The organism is Streptomyces sp. NPDC104307 (assembly GCF_055584045.1).
Window position 1 is genome coordinate 143,327 of the sequence record NZ_JBVJMU010000020.1, and the last position, 15,416, is coordinate 158,742.

General features: G+C 68.6%; 18 protein-coding genes and 1 pseudogene. 9 read left to right on the forward strand and 10 right to left on the reverse strand.

The genetic code is table 11. From position 1 onward, the window contains the following. Positions 1 to 7: 7 nt before the first annotated feature. The gene (locus ACZ601_RS34480) at positions 8 to 901 is read left to right on the forward strand and encodes a winged helix-turn-helix transcriptional regulator (protein WP_469545244.1); all 894 of its coding nucleotides are present in this window, start codon (positions 8 to 10) and stop codon (positions 899 to 901) included. Positions 902 to 1,075: 174 nt separating this feature from the next. Beyond that, positions 1,076 to 1,765: a hypothetical protein gene (locus ACZ601_RS34485; RefSeq protein WP_469545246.1), complete on the forward strand. Its 690-nt coding sequence runs from the start codon at positions 1,076 to 1,078 to the stop codon at positions 1,763 to 1,765. On the opposite strand, the gene ACZ601_RS34490 is transcribed toward ACZ601_RS34485, so the two are convergent. Together ACZ601_RS34490 and ACZ601_RS34495 are read right to left on the reverse strand one after the other, a co-directional pair. Continuing rightward, on the reverse strand, positions 1,756 to 2,352 hold the full coding sequence (locus tag ACZ601_RS34490; protein WP_440577055.1) for a TetR/AcrR family transcriptional regulator: 597 nt from the start codon (positions 2,350 to 2,352) through the stop codon (positions 1,756 to 1,758). The two genes, ACZ601_RS34485 and ACZ601_RS34490, sit on opposite strands and share 10 nt — an antisense overlap. Then, the gene (locus ACZ601_RS34495) at positions 2,352 to 2,672 is read right to left on the reverse strand and encodes a DMT family transporter (protein WP_024494376.1); all 321 of its coding nucleotides are present in this window, start codon (positions 2,670 to 2,672) and stop codon (positions 2,352 to 2,354) included. The genes ACZ601_RS34490 and ACZ601_RS34495 overlap by 1 nt, the downstream gene beginning before the upstream one ends. Before the next feature lie 109 nt (positions 2,673 to 2,781). Between ACZ601_RS34495 and ACZ601_RS34500 the strand changes: the two genes are divergently transcribed. The 3 genes from ACZ601_RS34500 (at position 2,782) to ACZ601_RS34510 (ending at position 5,668) form a co-directional block, all read left to right on the forward strand. Beyond that, entirely contained in the window at positions 2,782 to 3,903 is a 1,122-nt protein-coding gene (locus ACZ601_RS34500; protein WP_469545249.1) for a DUF7847 domain-containing protein, read from the forward strand. A gap of 67 nt (positions 3,904 to 3,970) precedes the next feature. Beyond that, complete coding sequence (locus tag ACZ601_RS34505) at positions 3,971 to 4,657, forward strand: HEAT repeat domain-containing protein (RefSeq protein WP_469545251.1); 687 nt, start codon at positions 3,971 to 3,973, stop codon at positions 4,655 to 4,657. A gap of 6 nt (positions 4,658 to 4,663) precedes the next feature. Further along, the gene (locus ACZ601_RS34510) at positions 4,664 to 5,668 is read left to right on the forward strand and encodes a MerR family transcriptional regulator (protein ID WP_469545252.1); all 1,005 of its coding nucleotides are present in this window, start codon (positions 4,664 to 4,666) and stop codon (positions 5,666 to 5,668) included. 31 nt (positions 5,669 to 5,699) lie between these two features. On the opposite strand, the gene ACZ601_RS34515 is transcribed toward ACZ601_RS34510, so the two are convergent. Both ACZ601_RS34515 and ACZ601_RS34520 read right to left on the reverse strand, forming a co-directional pair. Beyond that, positions 5,700 to 7,142: a collagen-binding domain-containing protein gene (locus tag ACZ601_RS34515; protein ID WP_469545254.1), complete on the reverse strand. Its 1,443-nt coding sequence runs from the start codon at positions 7,140 to 7,142 to the stop codon at positions 5,700 to 5,702. Between the two features lie 236 nt (positions 7,143 to 7,378). Continuing rightward, complete coding sequence (locus ACZ601_RS34520) at positions 7,379 to 8,008, reverse strand: alpha-ketoglutarate-dependent dioxygenase AlkB (protein WP_469545256.1); 630 nt, start codon at positions 8,006 to 8,008, stop codon at positions 7,379 to 7,381. Between the two features lie 395 nt (positions 8,009 to 8,403). On the opposite strand from ACZ601_RS34520, the gene ACZ601_RS34525 reads away from it, so the two are divergent. The 4 genes from ACZ601_RS34525 to ACZ601_RS34540 all read left to right on the forward strand — a co-directional run bounded on the left by ACZ601_RS34525 (position 8,404) and on the right by ACZ601_RS34540 (position 13,243). Beyond that, the gene (locus ACZ601_RS34525; RefSeq protein ID WP_469545258.1) at positions 8,404 to 9,279 is read left to right on the forward strand and encodes a nucleic acid/nucleotide deaminase domain-containing protein; all 876 of its coding nucleotides are present in this window, start codon (positions 8,404 to 8,406) and stop codon (positions 9,277 to 9,279) included. Then, positions 9,276 to 10,976, forward strand: coding sequence for a WD40 repeat domain-containing protein (locus tag ACZ601_RS34530; protein WP_469545260.1), 1,701 nt, complete (start codon positions 9,276 to 9,278; stop codon positions 10,974 to 10,976). Before ACZ601_RS34525 ends, ACZ601_RS34530 begins: the two co-directional genes overlap by 4 nt. A gap of 84 nt (positions 10,977 to 11,060) precedes the next feature. Continuing rightward, the gene (locus tag ACZ601_RS34535) at positions 11,061 to 12,641 is read left to right on the forward strand and encodes a WXG100-like domain-containing protein (RefSeq protein WP_469545262.1); all 1,581 of its coding nucleotides are present in this window, start codon (positions 11,061 to 11,063) and stop codon (positions 12,639 to 12,641) included. Between the two features lie 23 nt (positions 12,642 to 12,664). Next, a complete protein-coding gene (locus ACZ601_RS34540; RefSeq protein ID WP_469545264.1) occupies positions 12,665 to 13,243 on the forward strand; it encodes an SUKH-4 family immunity protein in 579 nt (192 codons plus the stop codon). A gap of 94 nt (positions 13,244 to 13,337) precedes the next feature. Here ACZ601_RS34540 and ACZ601_RS34545 read toward each other — a convergent pair whose 3' ends face one another. The 6 genes and pseudogenes from ACZ601_RS34545 to ACZ601_RS34570 form a co-directional block, all read right to left on the reverse strand. Then, positions 13,338 to 13,574, reverse strand: a complete 237-nt coding sequence (locus tag ACZ601_RS34545; protein WP_469545266.1) for a hypothetical protein — start codon at positions 13,572 to 13,574, stop codon at positions 13,338 to 13,340. A gap of 36 nt (positions 13,575 to 13,610) precedes the next feature. After that, a complete protein-coding gene (locus ACZ601_RS34550) occupies positions 13,611 to 13,733 on the reverse strand; it encodes a hypothetical protein (RefSeq protein WP_469545267.1) in 123 nt (40 codons plus the stop codon). A gap of 143 nt (positions 13,734 to 13,876) precedes the next feature. Further along, the gene (locus ACZ601_RS34555) at positions 13,877 to 14,086 is read right to left on the reverse strand and encodes a DUF397 domain-containing protein (protein ID WP_469545269.1); all 210 of its coding nucleotides are present in this window, start codon (positions 14,084 to 14,086) and stop codon (positions 13,877 to 13,879) included. 126 nt (positions 14,087 to 14,212) lie between these two features. After that, positions 14,213 to 14,764 (reverse strand): YciI family protein, encoded by a 552-nt coding sequence (locus ACZ601_RS34560; RefSeq protein WP_469545271.1) that lies wholly within the window; start codon positions 14,762 to 14,764, stop codon positions 14,213 to 14,215. A gap of 137 nt (positions 14,765 to 14,901) precedes the next feature. Beyond that, the gene (locus tag ACZ601_RS34565; RefSeq protein ID WP_469545273.1) at positions 14,902 to 15,111 is read right to left on the reverse strand and encodes a DUF397 domain-containing protein; all 210 of its coding nucleotides are present in this window, start codon (positions 15,109 to 15,111) and stop codon (positions 14,902 to 14,904) included. An 11-nt stretch (positions 15,112 to 15,122) separates the two neighbouring features. Further along, positions 15,123 to 15,416, reverse strand: a pseudogene (locus tag ACZ601_RS34570) (hypothetical protein); the annotation flags it as partial.

Here is a 15,416-nt window from a genome sequence, read left to right on the forward strand (position 1 = left end):
GAACCCCATGCCCCAGCGAACCAGCCTGGCCGACGCCGACTGCGCGATCGCCCAGGCGCTCGACGTGGTCGGGGACTGGTGGACCCTGCTGATCGTGCGGGACGCGGCGCGCGGGGTGCACCGTTTCGACGCGCTCCAGCACGAGCTGGGCGTGTCCCGCAAGGTCCTGACGGAGCGGCTGCGGCTGCTGGTCGACGCGGGCGTGCTGTCCCGGGAGCCGTACCAGGAGCGGCCCGCCCGGTACGAGTACCGGCTGACCCCGCGCGGCCGCGCCCTGCTGCCGGTGCTGATCGCGCTCCAGGACTGGGGCGACGCGTGGGTGACGGGAGACGGAACGACCATGGCCACCGCACAGGAGTCCTCGCAGGAGGCCGCACGGGTGCACGCGCTGGTGGGCACCCGGGTGCCGGAGCTGAGCCTGCCGTTCCACACCGGCGGCGAGCACGACCCGGTCGCCTCGGCCACCCCGTACACCGTCCTGTACTTCTTCCCCGGCGCCTACGCCCGTCCGGAGTCCTATCCGCCGGACTGGGCGGGCATCCCCGGCGCGCGGGGCTGCACCCTCGAATCGTGCACGTACCGCGACCAGCTGGCCGAGTTCACGGCGGCGGGCGCGACGGTGCACGGCGTCTCCACCCAACGCCCGGACGAGCAGGAAGCGTTCGCGGCGGCGGAGCGGCTGCGCTTCCCGCTCCTGTCGGACGCGGGGCTGACGCTGACGGCGGCCCTGCGGCTGCCCACCTTCCGGGCGGCGGGGATCAGCCGGCTGAAGCGGCTGACGCTGGTGGTGGACCGGGACCGCACGGTCCGCGAGGCGCTGTACCCGATCACCGACATCGAAGAGAGCGTGCGGGCGGCGCTGGCGGCGGTCCGGGGCGCGGCGGGAGTGGAAGCGGGCTGAGCGCGCGGAAGTGGGAGCGGGCTGAGCGCGCGGGCACTCGCCTCGTGATCCGACCCCGTTCGGGTACCGATGATCGGTTGTTGTGATCAGCTGCCGTCCCGGGCCGCGATGGGCCCTTCGGGTGATGCGGCCGTGATGGGGTGTCGTGGACGGAGCAGAAACGTTGATGCCTGCGTGGAGCCACGTGAACTTTGGGAACGAAACACGCTGCTGGCCGAGGCGTTCTGCAGCACGGACGATCAGGTGCGGGAGGCGCAGGCGGTGATGGACGAGGCGCTGGCCAGGCGGACGAGGGCGCTGGCCGCGTTCGCGGTGACCGTCGGCAGCGACGCCGCTGTAGCCGATCTGATGGGGTTGAACGAGCGCGAGGTACGTGTCGCGCGCCGTACGGTCGGCAAGGCGGACGCCCATGTCGTCGCCGACCAGTTGCTCAGCCCTCCCGCCGAAACGTTGCTTCATCCGGCTCCGCCCGTCCCGGATCCCGGAGGGGAGCCACGCCCGGAAGTTGTGAGCATCCCTGTGCCCCATCCGCGCCCGGAGGTGGTGCCGGCTGCCCCCGCGCCCGTCGTGGAGACCGCGGCTTCGAGCGGCGCGGTGACCTGGACGCCCGGGATGGACTCCGTACTGCAGTGGAGCTGGCAGTCCGGACTGGACCTCCAGGCTGTCGCGGAGGAACTCGGCCTGCATTCGGAGGATCTTCTCCGACGAGCGCAGATGCTGACCACCGAAGGGCGACTGACGCCGCAGCCCCCGACGCACGAGGCGAGCCGGTCCGGCCGCCACCGCCGGCACAACTCCATGCCGTACAACCCCGTCCCCGACAGCCCGGAAACCCTGTACCACTCGCCGAGCCTCTACGTCTGAACCGCCGCCGTACCGTCCTGGCAGACCCGCCCGCCGGCCTTGAGGGCGGGCGGGCCCGCGATCCGCCCCAGCATCTCCCGGGCGTACGCCTCGTCGTAGTCGCCGCCGGTGAGCAGGGCCTGGAGACAGATCCCGTCCATCAGCGCGACCAGCGCCCGTGCGGTGGCCGGGTCGGTACGCGCCGCGAGGAGTCCGGCCGTGTCGTCGGTCCATTCGGCGGCGACCGGCCGCAGCGCCGGCCTGCGCAGGGCGGCGAGGTACAGCTCGTACTCCAGCTCCGCCCGGCCCCGGCCGCCGCCGAAGAACTCCCCGAGCAGCCGTGCGAGTTCGGCCGCGAGGTCGGCGGCCGGGTCGGCGAGGGCGGCGCTGTCCCGCATGAGCGCGGCGAAGTTCTCGTTCGACCGGCGGAGCGCGGCGATCAGCAGTTCGTCCAGCGAGGCGAAGTGATACGTCGTCGAGCCGAGGGGCACATCGGCCTCGGCCGCGACGGAGCGGTGGCTGAGCCCGGCGATGCCCTTGGCGCCGACCACCCGGATCGCCGCGTCGATGATCCGGGCGCGCCGCTCGGGGTCGTACCGCCGCGCCATCAGTGCGCACCGCCCAGGTTGAGCACCACCACACCGGCGATGACCAGCGCGATGCCCGCCACCTTGACCAGGTTGCCGGACTCCCCCATGAACAGGATTCCGATGACGGCGACGGCGGCGGTGCCGATGCCGGCCCAGATCGCGTACGCCGTGCCCATCGAGAGGGTCTTGAGGGTCTGGGCGAGCAGCGAGAAGGCGAGCAGATAGCCGACGACGGTGATCAGCGAGGGCCAGAGCCGGGTGAATCCCTCGCTGTACTTCATGGCGGTCGTCCCGGCCACCTCCGCCGCGATGGCCGCGGCCAGCAGTCCATATCCCATGTGTACGAGTGTACGCATCGGCGGTCGCGAAGTACCCGGGGTTAGCCGGACCCACCGGGCGCTACCGTGGTCCGTCCATGTACATGACCGAGGGACAGGCGGAACGGCAGTGGCGCAGGACGCAGGGTGGGGCGGCGGGCCGCAGGGCGCGCCGTACGGGGGACCTTCGTACGGGGGCCCGCCCAACTGGGGCGGCTGGGGCGGCGGCTGGACGCCGCCCAAACCCGGGGTGATACCCCTGGGGCCGCTGAGGCTCGGGGACATATTGAACGGCGCGTTCGCCACCGTGGGCCGCCACGGCAAGCAGCTGTACGGCGTCGGCGCGGCCGCCTACGGAGGGGCGTTGGCCGTGGTCGTGGCGGCGATCGCGATCGCCTACTCCGCCACGGCGGGCCATCTGGACCGGCTCGTCTCACTCAGCTCCGACGAGGACGCAAGGACCGAGGACTGGGTACCTGTCCTGGTCGCCTTCTGCGTGGTCGCCCTGGTGTGCCTGATCGTGGGCGTCCTCTCCACAGCCCTGATGTACGCGGCCGTGCCCTCGGTCCTCCAGGAAGCGGTGCTGGGCCGGCCGACCACCTTCTCCGCCGTCTGGCGCCGGGCCTGGGCTCGGGTTCCCGCCGTGATCGGAACGGTCTTCCTGACCGGGCTGATCGCGATGGTCCCCATCGTGCTCGTCTGGGCCGCCGTCATCACCCTCATCGTCGGCCTGGCCGACTCGGGCGGCGGCGGCGGATCGGTCGCACTGATCGTCATCGGCGTCCTCGGCGCACTGGCGACGGGACCGCTGGCGATCTGGCTCTGGGTGAAGTTCAGTCTGGCGCCCTCGGCCGCGGTCTTCGAGAACCAGGGCCCCATCGCCTCGATGCGCCGCTCTTCCGCGCTGGTGCGCGGGGACTGGTGGCGGATCTTCGGCATCACCCTGCTGGCGGGCGCCATGGCGGCGGTCGCGAGCTATGTGATCCAGCTGCCGTTCACGTTCCTCGGCATGTTCTCGGGCATGCTCGGCTCGGCCAACCTGAGCGACGACCCGAACGCGGCGTCGGTCGTCGTCGCCATGAGCGGCTACCTGCTGGCCGTGCTGGTCGGCCAGTTGGTCAGCCAGCTGATCGTGGCCACGTTCCCGCCGCTGGTGACGGGCCTGCTGTACGTGGACCGCCGCATCCGCACCGAGGACCTGGGCCCGGTCCTCGCCGAGGCCGCCGCCGTACCGCCGCAGTACGCGGGCTGAGGCGGCCCGCGTGTTTGACCTTGACACGGTGACAAGGTCTTGACTGCCTGCCAAGGAGGTGGCCCCCATGGCGATCACAGGGCAGGACACGGGCACGGGCACGGATACGGATGTGGCACGGGCGCTTCACGCTCTGGAGGACGACCGTTCGTCGGTACGGCTGCGGGCGGCGCTCGCCGTCGGCACCGCTCCCGACCCGCGCTTCGTCGACGGACTCATCGAGCGGTGCGCGGTCGAGCCGGAGTTCCTCGTCCGCGACATGCTGACCTGGGCACTCACCCGCCACCCGGCGCCCCTGACGCTTCCCGGACTGCTCCGCGAACTCCGCTCGGAGCGGGCGCAGGCGCGGAGCCAGGCGCTGCACACGCTGTCGAAGATCGGGGACCGGCAGGCGTGGCCGGCCGTCACCCGCACGCTCCTGTGCGACGCTGACGAAGAAGTGGCGCGGACCGCCTGGCGGACGGCGGTCGCGCTCGTACCGGAAGGTGAGGAGTCCGCACTGGCCACGGTGCTGGCGGCGCAGCTCGGGCGCGGTGGGCGGGAGACGCAGCTGAGCCTGAGCCGGTCCCTGGTCGCGCTCGGGGAAGCGGCCGGACCGGCCCTGCTCGCCGTGACAACCGCCTCCGAGCCGGGTGTGCGTGCGCACGCGATCGCCACCCAGCGGCTGTTGCGCGACCCGGACGCGGGATTCGAGTACGCGATCGAGGAGGCGAAGCGCGTCGTGGCCCTCGGCGGGTACGGGCAGGAGGGATGACGAGGCGTGTTGATCGGTGAGGTCGCCCGGCGGTCCGGGGTCAGCGCCCGGATGCTCCGGCATTACGAGTCGCTCGGCCTGGTGCGTCCCTCCGGGCGCACCGGTTCCGGCTACCGGGAGTACTCCGGGCAGGACATCCGGCGGATCTTCCACATCGAGAGCCTGCGGTCACTGGGGCTGTCGCTGCGTGAGATCGGACGCGCACTCGACGACCCCGGCTTCACGCCCTCGCTGCTCGTCGACGACCTGGTCCGCCAGACGCGCGAACGCATCGCGGCGGAGACCGAACTGCTCACGGTTCTGCGCCGGGTCGACGCCACGGACCCGGCCGGCTGGGACGACGTCCTCCAGGTCGTGGCGGCCCTGCGGGCGCTGGGCTCGACGAGCGCCGACGCACGCCAGCGCGCGGCCCTGTCCTCGCCCGACGAGGTGCCGGTACCGGTGGAGGCCCTGGTGGAAGCGGCGCTGAGTGAGACGGAACCGAACGTCGCCGGAGCCATTCGCTGGGCGCTGGCACGCTCGGGCGACCGGGGCCCGGCACTGCTGGCGGCGGGCCTCGACTCCCCGGTGGCGGCGGTGCGGGAGCGCGCCGTCCAGTCCCTCGCCGAGCTGCCCGGCGCTGAGGCCGCCGCCCGGCTGCGGGACGCCCTCGCGCACCCCGACGCCGTGGTGCGCGGGCACGCGGCTCTCGCGCTCGGTGAACGTGGCGTGGCCGAGGCGGTCCCGACGCTCATCGACATGATCGTGGCGGGAAGGAACGACACCGGCGCGGCCGACGTGCTCGGCGTGCTCGCGGCCGACACCGCTGCGGCGGACCGGATCGCCGCCGGGCTCGTCGACCGGATCGCACAGGACACCACGGAGGCGCCCGCACGCGGCCGGCTGACCCAGGCACTGGCGGGCATCCCCGGGACGAGGGCGGCGCGAGCCCTCGTGGAGCTGTCGCGGGACGGGGACCGAGCCGTCGCCCTGACCGCGACGTACTTGCTTCAGCTGCGCGGCGAAGGGTGACCGGCCCGGATCCGGCGTGTTCAGGTTCGGCTCAGTGCCGCGGCCTGCGACGACGTCCCGTCATCAGGGCTCCGGCGATCACCAGGAAGAGAGCACCGCTCGCGGCGTAGAGCGTGGTGGACGAACCGGTGTGTGCGAGGCCGCCGCCCGGGGGGTGATGCCCGCCGTGGTGGGTGGCCGGGGAAACGGAATGGGACCAGGTGGGCGTCGGCTCCGTCGGAGTAGCCGTCGGCTCCGTCGGAGTAGCCGTCGGCTCCGTCGGAGCAGGCGTCGGCTCCGTGGGAGTCGGCGTCGGCTCCGTGGGAGCAGGCGTCGGCTCCGTGGGAGTCGGCGTCGGCTCCGTGGGAGTCGGCGTCGGCTCCGTGGGAGTCGGCGTCGGAGTGGGGGTCACGTCCCCGGTGCAGTCGATGTCGGCGGCGAAGGGGAACTGGTGGATCTCACCGGCGTCGGTGGAGGAGGCTCCGCCCTCCGTGAGCGGTCCCGCGGTCAGTTCCTTCACCACGACCGTCCCCTCGATATTGGCGGGGTCGATATCGGTGAGGTGGGCCCGGGGCGCGAAGATCGTGCCCTCCAGCGAGTCACCGTCGGCCATGGTGATGTCCGTGGCGTCGGGGAAGTTCCACAAAATGTAGGGGGCCTGTGCGCCCGAGACCCCGGCGAGATTGGGGACATGCCAGACGTAGGTGCCGTCGCTCGCGGTCGTGTCGACGTCGACCACGAACGGAGTCGACGCCGTCGGAGGGGTGTCGAAGGTGATCTCGGACAGGTTGTTCAGTGCCTCGCCGGTCAGCCGGAGCACGTTCGTCTCTCCCTCGGTGAGGGTGATGTGGGCGCTGGTCCCCGCCGGGAAGCCGGTCTGGTCGGGCAGCGGGGTTCCGGCCGCGTCACGCAGGACCACATTGGTGTCACAGGTGTCGATCGCGTCCGACCGGTCCCGGTACGTCGCGAAGAGCGTGTCGAGGTCCGGCAGGCCGGTCGGGTCGGTGACGGAGGCGACGGGCTGATGAACCGTTTCCTCGATCCGGGGCGTGGAGTCGTAGGCGGCGCCCGAGGCCACCTCGTGCGTGGCGACTTCGGCGTTGTTGGCGTCCTGGTTCAGGACGGACGTGCCGGTCGGATCGCCGATCTTCACATAGCCGTCGCTGAGGACCCTCAGTACGCCTTGCGGCGAGCTCCCGGCATAGTCGACGCGGCCCTTGACCAGGAGTGCGGTCGGGCGGTCGTCACCGGGGGCGGTGAAGGTGCCGGGGGTGCGCAGGGCGACGTTGTACCCGGGCCCGAAGGTGAGGTCGCCGCCGATGGCGACCGAGCCCTCGGTTTCGGTGCTGCCCAGGGTGGCGTCACCCTGGACGATCACACCGAAGCCGTTGTCCCCGGCCAGCGGGTTGCCGGCGTAGTCGGCCGCGGCGGGGACGGTCGCCGCGGCCAGGCACAGCAGGCAGGCGGTCGTGACGGCGATACTCGTGCGTTTCATGGGCAGACCGTAGGGGGCTGCCCCCGGCCGCGGAGCCGAGCGTGGCCCGGGAGCAACCCGTCTGGCGCTCGCCATCCTCCCACTGGAGGAACGCCGGCCGGGCCACGGCCGCCTGCCCTGCGGGCCAGAACGCGGTCGGGCCAGCACCCTCGCCATGGGGCAGACCTCGATAGCGCTGAAGCCTCAGACCGAGAAGGCTGACGGTATCGGCCGCTCGACCGGCATCCGCCCCGGCCCTACCGCACTCCAAGCGGACGGAACTGGACGCTGATGCGCCCTCCGGCGGTCCGGGCGGACTTGGGGATGGCGTGCTCCCAGGTCCGCTGGCAGGAGCCGCCCATCACGATCAGGTCGCCGTGACCCAGCGGGCGGCGGACGGTCTCGCCACCGTGGAGGGGCCTGAGCAGCAGGTCACGGGGTGCGCCCACGGAGAGGATGGCGACCATGGTGTCCTCGCGGTCGCCCCGGCCGATGCGGTCGCCGTGCCAGGCCACGCTGTCGCGCCCGTCCCGGTAGTGACACAGGCCGGCGGTCGTGAACTCCTCGCCCAGCTCGGCGGCGTAATGCGCGGAGAGGGCCCGGCGCGCCTCGTCGAGAACCGGGTGCGGCAGCGGCTCCCCGGCCCGGTAGAAGGCGAGCAGCCGGGGCACGTCCACGACCCTCTCGTACATCTGCCGCCGTTCGGCCTTCCACGGAACGTCGGCGGCCAGCCGCTCGAACAGGACCCCGGCGCCACTCAGCCACCCCGGCAGCAGGTCGATCCAGGCCCCGTCCCCGAGGACCGTCCTGCGCATCCCGCTCAACGGGCCGAGGCGCACATCCTCGCCCTGGTCGAAGAGCGATCCCTGGAGCTGGTGCGTTGCCATGGGTCCAGGGTACTGGAATCGAACTGATGCGCTAATCAGTGATCAGTGCTTTCGCCCGGAACATCACGCGCCGAAGCGAACGTCTCGGCAAAGGCCGAGGGGTGGCCTCCGGGAGCGTGCGGGGTGACTCCCGCCCAGGACCGCCCGGACGGGCGCCCTTATGTCTTCGCCCTGCGCATCCGTGCGGCGGGGCCGACTTACGCCATCACGGCGACCTGCCCGCCGTCGGCGGTGACGCCGGACACCGGTACGATCCGCCGACCGGGTCACACGGCAGCCCGGCCGTGCACAACGGCCGATACACCCGCCCTCGGTCCTCGCCGAAGGGCTCTCAGCGACGGGCGGAACGGGCTAGGGTTTATGTGATCTTTCACCTGTTATGACTAGGGAGCCTGATGTCCGAGCACGCCCCGGACCCATCCTTCACCCACTTCGGCCGAGACGGCATGCGTCGGATCGCTGTACCCGGCTGGTACGGAGCAGGGCTGTCGGGCGGGACCCGCGGCATGCTGCGCGACGTAGGTGTCCCCTTGCACGTGGCACCGTACTTCACAGCGGCCGGCGAGACGGACGGCCCGACTCTCGGCGTATTCACCGGCCGCGGAGGCCCCACCCTTCGGGATGAGCGCGCGGACTGGGTACGCGTCGGCACCGACGGCTTGGCCCACCTGTGCGTGAGGCCCGACGGAGGCGTGGTGGGGGTCTTCGTCACGCGGCCGGGGTCAGACGTCTTCGTGAGTACGGATCTCAGTGCTTTCAACGCATCGCTAGCCGCCCTCGACCGCCGCCTGCCGGTGATCGCAGCCTCCACAAACCTGTCCGTGGCAGCAGCCGCGTTCCGGGAGCTGAACGCGGAGTTGCGACAGATCGACGCGGCCGCATTCGAGGACCATGAAGGCTGGTGGCCACGGGTGTTGGACGACGTACGTCACACCCTCAATTTCCCGTTCTCGTCGGCCTTTGAGTATGTCGATGACACGGGGAAGAAACAGATCGCCACGGCCCAGGCAGAGCCCGGGGGGCCACACCCCGAAGAGATTCTGTGGCAGCAGCTTTCCGCAGCCGGGGCGGCCGCCGCGCAGGTGCGCCGAGTGTATTGCGAGCTGGAGCCCTGCATGATGCCGGGTCACTATTGCGCCATCTGGATGCAAGCGCTCTTCCCTCAGGCGGAGTTCACCCACAGCTTCGACTACGGAGACACCGCGGGCTCCCGCGAAGAAGGCCTGAAGGGGCTGATGGCCCACGCCGCGCAGCAGGAAAGGCACCCGTGAGCGAAGAGATATGGGACCGACCGGGCTCGGGACGTGAGCCCGCCGGAGCGGCGCTACTGTCCTGGCTGGCAGATCCGGCCGCTCCACGGCTCTGCCTCTTGACCGGGGGAGAAGGCTGTGGGAAGTCTGCCCTGCTGGCCTGGCTGGTTGCCCACGGTTCCGCGGCCGGCGCCAACCCACAACGCCGTGTGCACGGATTCGCCCCACTCGCCAACCAGACCGCGGCGACCGCAGCCTGGGCGCTGGCGCAGCAGTTGTCCTTGCCGACACGCACCCCCGGGGAATTCGTTCGTTCGCTGAGCCTCGACGCACGGCGCACTGTTCTCGTTCTGCCCGACTTACACGCGGCCGAAGACCCAAAGGCCATCAGCGAACTGGTACACCACCTCGCGCGACACGACCACATACGGCTAGTGGTGGAAGTCCGGTCCGGTACACCGGAGATCCCGTCCCTCATGGCGTTGGACCCGGCCGTGATGGACCTGGACCACGAGCAGTGGACAGATGCCACGCGCAAGGCAGCAGAGAGTGAGACCGCATCCGGAAGACCCGGAGTGGTCAGCCGCGACACAACGCTGGTGGGCTGGGACGGCGACCTTGCCGACGCCGCCGCAGTCTGCGCATCGGACCCGTGGCAGATATCCCGGCGCTACGACCTGTCGGAGGAAGATCATGGCGGTCTGCGTACGGCCTGGCTACGCGCCGCGGGGTCGCTGACGCGTGACCAAAGCGCTTCCGACCGGGCGTTGACGCTCCTCGCCGCACTGGGTGACGAGGCCGATCCCCGGCTGAATGAGCAACTCGTCTCGCTTGCCTCCGGAGCAGCGTGGCGTCTGATCTGGCGCCGTGTCCGTAATGACATCCGTCCTCCATGGCCCGGTCCGGTCCGGGCCATGGCAGCACGCCATTCAGCTCGCGTGAACTCCCTGGTAGCCGCTGATCACCACGGAACCATTCGCATGCTTGATGTACGAGATGGCGCGCCGCAGGGCCGAATGCCCGCTCCGGTCGACGGAGCATGTTCGGTCAGCGCGCGCCCCGACGGAACGGTGCTTGTACTGGATGGGCATGGGCACCTACACACACAGCACGCGCCGGGTGAGCCCAGACAGAACAGAATCAGCGCGTTGTTCGACGATGCCCCGGGTCCTCTGGAGCGTCTAGTGGAGGCTGTGAACAAACGTAGAAGTGGCAGCCGCAACACTGCGGTCGCTTCCTCCGAGACCGTCCTGGCTGTGGCGGACGACTCCGGCTCAGGGTACGCCTATGCGCTTGAGGACGAACGGGAGTGGCATCGCAGCGCTCAGCTCCACAACGGGGCCATCACCGCTCTGACCGTGCTGGAACCGCCCATCGGCCACAGCAACGAACGTGCCCCTCTCATCTACAGCGGTGGCATCGACGGGCGCGTCCGCGTCTGGCAGCCCGCGACAGCACCCCTCTCCGCTCCTGTTGCCATGCGGCGATGCCCAGTGACGGCACTGGACGCCGCACACACCACGGACTCCGGCCCCGTACTGGCGATCGGCTGGGCAGACGGACTGGTCGAGTACATGGCCATGGACACGGCGACGGTCCATGCGTTCCGCCCCGGGCCCGCGGTCCGGGCGGTGGCGCTCCTTCATGACGGCAGCTTGGCAGTCGGTACGGACGAGACACTCGTGTGTCTGCAGCCTCTACGGCAAAGGCTTCCATGACCTGTTCTTTTCGCCCTCGGTTGACTTTTAGTCAATTTACTTTGACGCTACGAAGGTTGTAGACCTACGGGGGGGGAATCGAACGTGGGGAAGACACTGCCCGACGACCTTGTCGAGGTTCTGGACCTGGTGGGGGTGAATTGGCCCAACATCGACGAGGACGAGGTTCGCGGCTCGGCCAAGGACTATCGCAGTCTCGCGGAGGGCCTTCGTGACGTAATCACGGAGGGCAACAGAGCGTGTTCCCACATCGTCGGCGGCAAGAGCAAGGGCAAGACGGTTCAGGCAATCGACCGTCGCTGGGGAAAACTGACCACGAAGGACCTCACCACCTTCATCGGCGCGCTCGACGACCTGGCGGGCGCCCTCGACGACTGCGCCGGCCTCATCGAAGGATGCAAGATCGCTTGCATCGCTGAACTGAGCTCAACCGCGGCGACCGCCACGGCCGGCATCATCGGCATGTTCTTCACCGCAGGCCTCAGCGGCCTGCTCAGCGCAGCCGCTATCGGTCTCTGCCGCATCGCCCTGCACGAGGCCATCGACTACGCAGTCGGTGAGATCACTTCGGTCGTCACGGACAGGATAGAGACAACGATCCTCGGGAAGATCGAAGACCTGTTCACCAATCAGCTCGACGCCCACGATGACGGCAACATCGACCAATACACCGCCGGCTCGGGCGATATGGCCCAAGATCTGGTCATAGAGTTCGACGAATTCGACAGGGCATCAGGAGGCTACGGCGAGACCAGGCGCAACTTCGACAAGAAGAAGAACGAGCACAAGACCGGCGGCACAAAGCGCCGTGGCTCCGTCAAGAAGGACAGCCGATTCCACAAGTTGGCCACGGTCATGGACAAGGCAGAGGACGCCGTAGAGAAAAAAGCCGACGAGACCGTTGACGTCCTGGAGAAGCACGGCGGAGAAATCGACGCCAGTAAGAAAGGACACGAAGAGAACGAGAAGAAGACCAAGACGGATCTCGATGGCTGCGACACCGGAAATCCAATGTACATGGTCAATCTAGATGGCTCCGTCGTTCAACTGAACGCAAACGGCACAACCTCGCCCGTAAGCAAAACTGATCCATCGGGCATAAATATGCTGCTCACGGAAAACGGGGGCACCCGGACGTGGCGCCCCCGCTCCGGCGAGAACAACCCGTACAGCGTGACGGGCGCGGACACCGACCGCGTCACGTCCAAACCCATCAAACCCGGCTCCACTGAACTGGCGCGGGCGACACAGACGGCCCGCTACGCACGTAAGGACTGGACCGGAAACAACTACGCCGCCGGCTCGTTCAACGACGGCAAAGGCCACCAGTTCACGCTGGTCGGCTACAGCAAGAGCGTCCACTCCGAACGCTCCGTCGGATACCCGCTGTTAAAGGCAGACCAACAGGCCGGACTCAAGAGTCTCTACACCGAGCGCGAGCCCTGTCAGAAGGCACCCTCCTTCTGTGACCGATGGACCGCCAAGTACTTCGGCAAAGACCTACCCGTGAGCCACTCACAGTCGTATGATCAATCTTTACCGCGGCAGCCCGGCGAGACCGACTGGAAATACGGCAGAAGAGTTGACGCAGAACACATTCAGTACCGTAAAGACCTCAAGGACTGGTACAAGACCCACACACCACTCACGCCGTACCAGAGCTGAACGGAAAACGGCAGGCAACTGAGATGATCTTCGAAATTTCTCGCGATGAGCTCATTCACACCTTTGATGAGGAGCGAGTCCACCAAGCACCTTCAGAGACGGCACGGGCGGCTGGCTTCAGCGGCGATGCTCTGAATTCCCTCACGACCATCGGACTGCCGGACAACGAGTTCATCTCCTTCCCCCGGATTGACGCCGAGGACTTCGGATTCCGCGCTGTCGCGGTCGACGAGCTCGGCAGCACGTGGAACCTACCCGCCGCCGCTGCCAACTGGGTCTTCCTCGGAAACTTCGAGATCAGTGCTGTCGTAGCTGACACGCGAACAGGTGAACTGCACCAGCTGGCCGAAGGCATCATGCGCCCGATCCCGCTCCACGGCGATCTCTCCTCGCTGGTCCACACCATTACAGGGATGACAAGAATCGTCGGAAGCCTCCCAGAGGACTACGGGGACGACGAAGAGCTCATCGAAGCCTTGGCAGAGTCTCTGGACACCTTCAGAAACAAGATCAAAATCAAGGATCCACGCCCCTTCGGTGATGAGCACTCTGAGTGGGTGGAGATCATCGCCAACATCGGAGCCGGCATCTGGGGACCATGACCACAGAGAATCTGGCGGTACGGAACACCGGGCCCGGTGGGGAAATCGACGGGTCGTCATGACGTATCCGCGCCGGAGGCGCCCACCGGGGGCTTCAGCCCGTGGCAAGCGTGCGCTTGATGCCGCGCCGCAGGAAGGCACGGGCTCGCATCCCTCGGCGGATACGCCGCACACGGCCGATCGGCTTGGGGTCCGCGTACCGGCGCTCATGGATGTCGCGGACCACATCTGCGGGCGCACCCAGGTCCACCCAGATGTCGTGGAGCCAGCGCCGGGGTTTGCCCATGGCCGGGATCCAGTACTCTCGCAGGTCGCGCCCGGATGAAGTCATCCAACTGCACACATATCTCGGTGAACTGAGCGACTCTCAGCTCACCGAGTACATAGAGGAGAATCCGCAGGAGAGCAGCTCCCGTCCGCGCACCCCGATGCCCAGCAACGTTCCCACCACACCTGTGTACGCCACCGCGGACGCGGTCATGGAGGCCATGGGGAAGGTGGTCTTGAGTGCAAACTGCTCCGCCGTGCAAGAGCCAATTTCGGGGAACCTAAGAAGGACTCGCAAGCGCATACCTGAACGGGCGGCGGATGCCCCGCCGTGATGGACGACACGGCGGGGCATCCGCCGAGCTATCAGACGGTTCCGAAATCTCCGGCCTTCACGCCCGCCACGAAGGACGTGAACGAGCCGGTGGGGATGCTGAGGACGGGGCCCGCCACGTCCTTGGAGTCACGGACGGGGACGATGCCGCGCGAGGCAATGAGGTTGGTGGCGACCTCCACGCATGCGCCGCCGTTCTCACTGTATGAGGACGTGAACCAGCGGGGGGATTCGTTCGTCACGGAATGCCCTTTCGTAACTGGTCAATCGTGCCCACGGACGCCGCCCGGGGCCGTGCCCCGACCGGTAGTTGATGGTAGTCCGGCATCGTGACCGCGTCACCGGGGCGACGTTCGTGGCAGCGACGCCTATGCGGGGCGTCCGCCGAAATACCAGCTGTGCACCTCGATGGCCGCGTACCGGTCCGGAGTCAGAACGGCGCGCGCCGTCTCCCGGTCCGGCGCGCGGACGAGCGCTGCCGTGCCCAGCCAGACGGTCCCGTCGTCGGACAGCAGGGGGCCGTACGCGATCAGCTCGTCCCGGGCGGGCGGCAGCTCGACGTCTGCGGCCTGCCCCGTGCCGAGGCCGAGGACCAGATACCGGTCCTCGCCTTCCCGGCCGCCGGGAAAATCCCACATGGTGCGTCCGAGCATGTTGCGCCACCGTCGCAACATCACATCCCGGTAGGCCCCGGCCTGGTAGTTCGGCTCGTCGAAGGCGAACGCGCGGGCAGCGGCGGGATCGGGCAGGTCGAGGATGTGCACGCTTCCGGTGAGGGTTTCACGGTCATCGGCGAAGGTCGGACCCCGGGCGATCATCTCTTCCGCATACCGGTCCATGTAGGACCAATGCTCTTCCGACAGCTCATCGCGCAGCGCCAAGGAGCCGGGCCGGTCGCGGTGGTAGCAGAGAAATTCCATGCTTGATGATCTCCTCAACGACGCGGTGAGGTCGAGCGGGTTTTGCCCACCGAGGAGGAACCGGCCGTTGGCACCACGCCCCGGCTCAGTTCCCCTCGGCACCTCGGTGTCACAGACCGGCGCAGAGTCCGGACGGGTCAGACGGCGCCGAACTCTCCGGCCCTGACGCCCGCCACGAACGACGTGAACGAAGCGGCCGCGACGTTCAGCACCGGGCCGGCCGGGCTCTTGGAGTCACGGACGGGGACCACACCGCGCGAAGCGATGAGGTTGGCGGCGACCTCGATGCACTGGCCGCCGTTGTTGCTGTACGAGGAGGTGAACCAACGGGGGGATTCGGTCGTCACGGGGTGCCCTTTCATAACTGCTCGATCATGGTCACCGATGTCGCCTGCGAAGGCGATTCAGCCTGTAGCTGATGGTAGGCCGTCAGCATGGGCAACACCGACGTACTTTCCCGCTCAAGGTGCCCCCGATGCGATGACTCCGCGTACGACATGAGTGAGCGATCCGCCATCGTGAGCACTGTTATCGGCAGATCGAAGGGCCTGTGCGCCCCTAAGGGCTGTCCCGCAAAGATCTTGGCTCCGAGTGCAGAGCAGCCGGAAGAGCCGGCGAGGTGCTCAACTAGTGGTTCGTGAGGTGTCCAGGA

What these genes read in the sequence shown, in the direction of transcription:
- ACZ601_RS34515 (WP_469545254.1), bottom strand. Translation starts at nt 7,142, where the DNA reads ATGAAACGCACGAGTATCGCCGTCACGACCGCCTGCCTGCTGTGCCTG.
- ACZ601_RS34545 (WP_469545266.1), bottom strand. Translation starts at nt 13,574, where the DNA reads ATGACTTCATCCGGGCGCGACCTGCGAGAGTACTGGATCCCGGCCATG.
- ACZ601_RS34505 (WP_469545251.1), top strand. Translation starts at nt 3,971, where the DNA reads ATGGCGATCACAGGGCAGGACACGGGCACGGGCACGGATACGGATGTG.
- ACZ601_RS34540 (WP_469545264.1), top strand. Translation starts at nt 12,665, where the DNA reads ATGATCTTCGAAATTTCTCGCGATGAGCTCATTCACACCTTTGATGAG.
- ACZ601_RS34550 (WP_469545267.1), bottom strand. Translation starts at nt 13,733, where the DNA reads ATGGCCTCCATGACCGCGTCCGCGGTGGCGTACACAGGTGTGGTGGGA.
- ACZ601_RS34495 (WP_024494376.1), bottom strand. Translation starts at nt 2,672, where the DNA reads ATGGGATATGGACTGCTGGCCGCGGCCATCGCGGCGGAGGTGGCCGGG.
- ACZ601_RS34560 (WP_469545271.1), bottom strand. Translation starts at nt 14,764, where the DNA reads ATGGAATTTCTCTGCTACCACCGCGACCGGCCCGGCTCCTTGGCGCTG.
- ACZ601_RS34525 (WP_469545258.1), top strand. Translation starts at nt 8,404, where the DNA reads ATGTCCGAGCACGCCCCGGACCCATCCTTCACCCACTTCGGCCGAGAC.
- ACZ601_RS34490 (WP_440577055.1), bottom strand. Translation starts at nt 2,352, where the DNA reads ATGGCGCGGCGGTACGACCCCGAGCGGCGCGCCCGGATCATCGACGCG.
- ACZ601_RS34480 (WP_469545244.1), top strand. Translation starts at nt 8, where the DNA reads ATGCCCCAGCGAACCAGCCTGGCCGACGCCGACTGCGCGATCGCCCAG.
- ACZ601_RS34520 (WP_469545256.1), bottom strand. Translation starts at nt 8,008, where the DNA reads ATGGCAACGCACCAGCTCCAGGGATCGCTCTTCGACCAGGGCGAGGAT.